Origin of the sequence: Arthrobacter sp. ov118 (genome assembly GCF_900116495.1) — a bacterium.
Classification (GTDB): Bacteria; Actinomycetota; Actinomycetes; order Actinomycetales; family Micrococcaceae; genus Arthrobacter.
The window spans coordinates 1-6,984 of record NZ_FPAY01000019.1 but is presented as its reverse complement, the minus strand read 5'-3'; the positions used below and the strand labels follow the sequence as shown (position 1 = coordinate 6,984).

Here is a 6,984-nt window from a genome sequence, read left to right as displayed (position 1 = left end):
CCGGCGAGCATAACGGCACCTTCCGGGGGCACAACCCGGCGTTCGTTACCGGGACCGCTGCCCTGGAACACTTCTGGCAGGACGAAAAGTTCCAGTCCAACGTCGCAGGGCTCATTTCGCAGTTGCACCAGGGGCTGGGACAGATCGCAGCCGGCGTGGAGGGTGCCACCGTCCGAGGCCGGGGCCTGCTCGCGGGTATCTACTACCCCAACCCGGAGACGGCGGAGAAGATTGCGGCTGAGTCGTTCGCCCGCGGTCTCCTCGTGGAAACGTCCGGTCCGGAGGGCGAAGTCCTAAAGACGATGCCCGCGCTGACCATCAGTCCCGAGGAATTGCAGAAGGGACTCGATCTTCTCGCTGAAGCCGCAGAGTCTGTGACCGGAGTGCCGGCCGCCGTGGGATCAACTGTTTGAGCACCGCACAGAAGGAAGTGACGACTCATTGGGGCCAGTAGCGCCCACAAGAAATCTTAGAAGATTTTCGGGGAGAGAAATGCGTACCCGTAAAGCATCAGCGGCCAACGAAGTCAATTTAGAGGAAACCGACCGGGCATTTCCCCCGGGGAGTGTCGTTGTGCAGAAGTTCGGTGGTTCATCCCTGGCGGACGCGGCGGGAATCCTCCGTGCAGCCGAACGGATAGCCAAAACCCGGACAAACGGATATCGGGTCGTGGCGGTGGTCTCCGCCATGGGGGACACCACCGATGACCTCTGCGACCTCGCTGCCGAGGTTTCCCCCCGGCCGCTTCCTGTGGACCTGGACGCCCTTCTGAGCATCGGCGAGCTTGTGTCCGCTGCCCTATTAGCCATCGCCTTGACGGATCTTGGCCAGGTACCCCGCACGTTCACGGGCAGTGCGGCCGGCCTGGTAACGGACAGCATTCACGGCAGAGCCCACATCACCGATGTCAGGCCGAACCGCGTCCGCAGCAGTCTGGCGAACGGCGAGGTCCCCATCGTCGCAGGATTTCAGGGCAGGACGCAGAAGCGGAACAGGGTGACAACTCTCGGTCGCGGTGGCTCAGATCTCACGGCTGTCGCGCTGGCTGCAGCGCTCGGAGCGGAAATCTGCGAAATCTACACGGACGTCGACGGTGTCTATACCGCGGATCCCCGGGTTGTTCCGGCAGCTCGAAAGATAGATATCCTCTCAAGCGAGGAAATGCTTGAGCTCGCGGCCTCCGGTTCGAAGGTCCTGCACCTGCGGTGTGTCGAGTACGCCCGCCGGTTCGGACTTCCCATCCATGTGAGGTCCTCATTCGTACCGGTGTCAGGGACGTTGATCCTGCCTGGCCTGGACCGGCATCCGCTCCAGCAGCCCGCAAGGGAGCAAGCTGAAGTAACCGCCGTGTCCGGGGTCGACTCGACTTCGAAAATCACTGTAGCTGGAATTCCGGACAAACCCGACAGCATCGCGCGCATCTTCCAGGTCCTGTCGCGTTCGGGCGCAGACGTCCAGGCAATCGTCCAGAATACGGCCGGCCCGGACACGAGGCGTTCCGACGTTTCACTCGTTGTGCCGGCTGCCCAGGCAGCTGCCGCCCTTGCCATGCTGGGTGCTGAAAAAGGATCCATAGGATTTGAGGGTTTGCACAACGATGGCGAGGTGGGAAGGGTGTCCATCTCCGGACTGGGTATGCGGTCTTCGCCGGAAATTTTCTGCACATTCCTGAAGGCCCTTTCCGACGCAGATGTGGACCTCGACCTCTTCGACATCTCCGAGACTTCCATGGGGGCCGTCACACACGCGGACCGGCTCGCGGATGCCGAACGCGCAGTCCGCCGGGCATTTGGCATGGCTCCATCGGACGAGGGATCGGTGGCGGGTCAAGCCGGCGACCTCAGGACCGTGGTACGTCAGCCCTAACGAAGGAGCCAAGGATGGGCAAGACCGCGAGGGTCGCCAACGGCCTCACCAAACCCCCTGAATTGCAGGGAAAGATGTCGATGATCGGCGGTTCGGAAGGGGGAACGGTCCTGACGTCGGCCTCGCCGGATCAGGCGGCGCGCTGGCGTCGAGGCGAGCGGCTGGACCAACTTTTTGAGGACAGCTGTGACCTATTGCGGGAACAGGGTCTAGGCGCCCAGGTTGCCGTGGATGCAGGGGACGTCGTTCTGACCTACACGGAGCTGGATGAACGGGCCAACCAGCTGGCCCGCCACCTGCTGGTGTGCGGTGCCCGGCCGGGTGATCGCATCGCGTTGCTGCTTGACCAGCCGTGGCGCGCCTACGTGGCCATGCTCGCCGTCCTGAAGATCCACGCGGCCTATGTTCCCCTGGACGCAGGATTTCCCCCTGACCGTCTGCGATACATCGTCGAAGACGCCAATGCCGCGATGATTCTGTCACTGTCACATCTGTCGGAGCTGATACCTGAGGTGGCGCCGGTGACCGTGTGCCTTGATGATGTGCAGGCGCAAATTGACGCCAAGGACACCCACCGCCTGGGCGGGACCGATCTTGGCGGGACGAAGGATGAGCTGGCATACATCATCTACACCTCCGGTTCGACTGGCCGGCCGAAGGGCGTGGCGGTGGACCAGGCGAGCATCTGCAATTTTGTCAGGGTTGCCTCTGACATCTACGGCATGCAGTCCACCGATCGCGTTTACCAAGGCATGACCATCGCCTTTGATTTTTCGGTGGAGGAAATTTGGGTTGCCTGGATGGTCGGGGCCACCCTGGTGCCGAAGCCAGGGCGGTCCAGCATGCTTGGTGCCGAGCTCGCGGAGTACTTGCAGGCAAAACGGATCACAGCTCTTTGTTGTGTCCCCACGCTGCTGGCGACGCTTGATGAAGACCTGCCCGGTTTGCGGTTCCTGCTGGTCTCCGGAGAGGCCTGCCCCAAGGACCTCGTTCTGCGCTGGCATCGCCCCGGCCGTCGTTTCCTGAACGTCTACGGGCCGACCGAGGCGACAGTGACGGCCACGTGGTCGGTCCTGGACCCGGATGTGCCCGTTTCCTTGGGCGTGCCGTTGCCCACCTACACGGCGGTCATTGTGGATCCTGCTGAGCAACGGGTCCTGCCGCGCGGTGAAATGGGGGAAATCGGCCTCGCAGGCGTGGGCCTGGCCCGGGGTTACGTCAATCGGCAGGACCTGACGGAGCGGGCCTTTGTGCCGGACTTCCTGGGAATCGAGAATAATCCCTCCGGCCGGATCTATCGCACCGGGGATCTCGGACGGGTAAACGACGACGGCGAACTCGAATACTTCGGCCGGATTGATACTCAGGTCAAAATACGTGGCTATCGCATCGAACTGAGCGAAATAGAATCCATCCTGCTGCAGCTCCCCGGAATTGCCCAGGCGGTAGTGCAGACCTATGAACCGGAACAGGGAACGGTGGAACTGGCCGCCTACTACACCCCGCGCCAGGACATTGTGGACATTGATCCGCACGACCTCCACCGGATGCTGCGTACCCGGCTACCCGGGTACATGGTTCCTGCCTATTTTGAACAGCTGGACGCCATTCCCATGATGGCCAGTGACAAGGTTGACAGGAAGCGGCTGCCGCGGCCAGAACACAGGATCAGTCAGGCGGCCGCCGGGTCCTTCACCGCCCCAACAACCGCCGCCGAAGAGACCCTGGCGGCGCAGCTTGGGGTTGTGCTGAGCCTAGACCAGGTCTCTACCGATGCCCATTTCTTCAACGACCTGGGTGCCGACTCGTTGTTGATGGCGCGCTATTGTGCCCGCATCAGGAAAGAAACCGCTCTGCCGGCAGCCGCGATGCAGGATATTTATGAGAACCCGACGGTCCGGCAGCTTGCCGTTTGTCTCGAAGCCCGGCACAGTGAATCTGTTCTCAGCGCGGCCGTACCGGAGAGCGACGCCGCGCCCCCGGCACCAATGCCGCCGATAAGCGCGTTCCGGTACGCGCTGTGCGGGGCAGTCCAACTGCTGGCCTTCTTTGGTTACATGATGCTCGCGGCTTCGCTGCTGGTTTTTGGCTACGAATGGACGGCCGCGGGAAGCGACCCCCTCGACATGTGGCTGCGTTCGGTCGGGTTCGGTGCCGCCACTTTCGTGGCCCTGTCTGTGGTCCCGATTATCGTCAAATGGGTCTTCGTAGGGCGGTGGAAGCCCGGCACCATCCGAATATGGAGTATTGCTTATCTCCGTTTCTGGGCGGTCAAGACAATTACGAGGGCAAATCCCCTCGTATTGTTCGCAGGCTCTCCAATCTATGTGCTGTACCTGCGGCTTCTGGGCGCGAAGATTGGCAAGGGCGTGGTGATCTTCTCCCGGAAAGTGCCCGCGTGCCCGGACCTGTTCACCGCCGGGGACAATACCGTCATCCACAAAGACTCTTCCGTCCTGTGCTACCGGGCCCATTCGGGCATCATCGAGATGGGCCCGGTGACGCTGGGAAGCAACGTCCTCGTCTCTGAGCGGACCACGCTCGAGATTGGAACGTCGATGGGCAATGACACCCAGCTTGGACATGCCTCGTCGCTGCAGAGTCCGCAGACAGTACCCGACGGCGAGGTCTGGCACGGTTCCCCCGCCGCACGTACCAGCACCAATTACTCGAGGGTCCCGGCCGCCCACTGCAGCACTCGCCGGAGGGTCGTCTTTAGCCTGCTCCAGTTGTTCAACCGCCTGGTCCTGGTTGTGCCCGCGTTTGTTCTCGGCCTCGCCGCACTCCTGCCTGCCTACCTGAACACCGGACACCTGCAGCTGGGCGCCTTTACGTTTTTCGTCGAAGTAGCGGCTGTGTCACTGATGGTGTTCATTGTCGGGCTGTTCACCGGCCTCGTAGCCATCATCTGCCTTCCGCGAGCGCTGAACGTCTTCCTCAAGCCCGATGTGGTGTATCCGCTCTACGGCTGGCATTTCTCGATCCACCGGCTGATCTTCCGTCTCTCGAACGTCAGAACCTACAAGGACATCTTCGGCGACAGCTCCTACATCGTGCACTACTTGAAGGCGCTGGGCTGGGACTTGGGCAAAGTGCAGCAAACAGGGTCGAACTTTGGCCCCACCTTGGGCCACGAGTCTCCGTTCCTAAGCTCCGTGGGAACGGGAACCATGGTTTCAGACGGCCTGAACATGATGAACGCCGATTACACGAACACCTCGTTCCGGCTCTCGCGGGTCCAGATCGCCGGCCATAACTTCCTGGGAAACAGCATCACGTTTCCGATGGGAGCCAAGGTTGGGGAGAACTGCCTGCTGGCCACCAAGGTAATGGTTCCAATCGACGGCCCGACCCGGAGGGATGTGGGGCTGCTGGGGTCGCCCGCCTTTGAGATTCCCCGCTCCGTTCAACGTGACGCACGGTTCGACGAACTCAAGATCGCGGACGCCATGAGCCGGCGTCTCCCGGCCAAGAACCGGCACAACATCCTCAGCATGGTGCTGTTCCTGGCCGAGCGCTGGTTCCTATTCTTCGTTGCCACCCTCGCCGGCGCCGTAGCGGTAACGGCCCACAGCTTCGTAGGTGTGCTGGCCGTCGCCGGGGCGATGTTCGGCTTGACCGTGTTCCGGGTGCTGTTTGGCTCACTGGTGGAGCGTTCGGTCATGGGCTTCCGCCGCCTTAAGCCGCAATACTGCTCGATCTATGACCGCTACTTTTGGCGGCACGAACGTCTGTGGAAACTACTGGCCGGAGGAGCATTCAACGGAACCCCGTTCAAGCCCATGATCTGGAGGCTGCTGGGCGTCAAGGTGGGCAAGCGGCTCTACGACGCCGGCCTGAACATGCCGGAAAAAACCCTCGTAACAATCGGCGACAACTGCACGATCAATGAGGGAACACATGTCCAGGGCCACTCCATGGAAGACGGCACCTTCAAGTCCGACTACATCGTCATTGGCAACCGCTGTTCCCTCGGCGTGGACAGCTGGGTCAACTACGGGGTGACGATGCAGGATGGTTCGTCGCTCGGGGCCGACGCCCTTCTCATGAAGGGCGAAGACGTTCCGGAAAATGCGACATACTCCGGCAATCCTGCGCGCGAGGTATTGGCCCTCGCCCCGGTCGCGGCCCCAGTCCGGGAACCGCAACCCGCCGGGATCTCCATCGGTCCCCGCCACAGCACGGAGCCCCGCCACAGGAGGAGCCACCACGAGGCTCCGGGCGGCTTCCTGAGGTTCCCGGGGGGAACCCGCAGGAGCCAGAAGGCCGCTTGACCGGCGCCGGCCCTTCCCCCTCCGCGCCTGAGCACGTATCTTCGTACCGTGACGGGCGTGCGATGGGACGGGCGGAAAGGCACTGCGGCGATCGCCGCGGCAATTTTGGTCGCGGTCAGCTTGCTGCTGTCGGGATGCAGCCCGTCGCGGCTGGATCCTGCGAGTCCTGTGGATGCGCGGTCGGTGCTGGAGGCGTTCAGGTCCCGGGATGTGGCGGCCCACATGGAGGCGCTGCAGCGGGTGGCCGATGCCAATGACGGGAACCGGGCTTCGGGCACGTCCGGGTATGAGGAGTCGGCCCGCTACGTCGAGGAGCAGCTGCGTGCGGCCGGGTACTCGCCGGTCCGGCAGACCTTCAGCTTTGAACGGGAGGGCCGGCGCCGGCAGCAGGTGGAGTCGTTCAACATCCTGGCCGACACCGGGGGCAGCGCCGGGCACACGGTGGTGGTGGGCGCGCACCTGGATTCGGTACGTGAGGGGCCGGGGATCAATGACAATGCCAGCGGCGTCGCGGCGGTCCTGGAGACCGCCCGGTGGATGAAGGAGGCCGGGATCGCGCCGGCCAACCGGGTCCGGTTTGCGTTCTGGGGTGGGGAAGAGGACGGGCTCTACGGGTCCCAGCATTACGTCGACGAACTCAGCGCGGCCGAGAAGGGCCAGACCGCGGCGAATCTGAATGTGGACATGGCGGCCTCGCCCAACGGGGTGCGGTCTGTCCACGACGGGGACGGCACGGACTTCGGCCACGCCGGGCCGGACGGGTCGAAGGCGGTCGAGGACATCCTCTTCCGCTTCTTCGAGGAGAACTCGCTTCCCGCCGAGACCACGCCCTTTGACGGCGGGT

The 6,984-nt window shown here is 63.0% G+C and carries 4 protein-coding genes; all 4 read left to right on the top strand.

The genetic code is table 11. From position 1 onward, the window contains the following. Window positions 1-413, top strand: a 413-nt coding sequence (locus tag BM372_RS20245; RefSeq protein WP_143111527.1) for an aminotransferase class III-fold pyridoxal phosphate-dependent enzyme, incomplete at its 5' end; no start/stop codon positions are given. Window positions 414-573: 160 nt separating this feature from the next. Continuing rightward, window positions 574-1,866 carry an aspartate kinase gene (locus BM372_RS20240; RefSeq protein ID WP_371261772.1) on the top strand — a complete coding sequence of 431 codons (1,293 nt, stop codon included), beginning with the start codon at window positions 574-576 and terminating at the stop codon, window positions 1,864-1,866. 14 nt (window positions 1,867-1,880) lie between these two features. Then, the gene (locus tag BM372_RS20235) at window positions 1,881-6,140 is read left to right on the top strand and encodes a Pls/PosA family non-ribosomal peptide synthetase (protein WP_090957236.1); all 4,260 of its coding nucleotides are present in this window, start codon (window positions 1,881-1,883) and stop codon (window positions 6,138-6,140) included. A gap of 48 nt (window positions 6,141-6,188) precedes the next feature. Beyond that, on the top strand, window positions 6,189-6,984 hold a 796-nt coding region (locus BM372_RS20230), incomplete at its 3' end, for a M20/M25/M40 family metallo-hydrolase (RefSeq protein WP_256214473.1).

Excerpts from the sequence above, each read along its gene's own strand:
- BM372_RS20235 (WP_090957236.1), top strand. The coding sequence starts at position 1,881 with ATGGGCAAGACCGCGAGGGTCGCCAACGGCCTCACCAAACCCCCTGAA.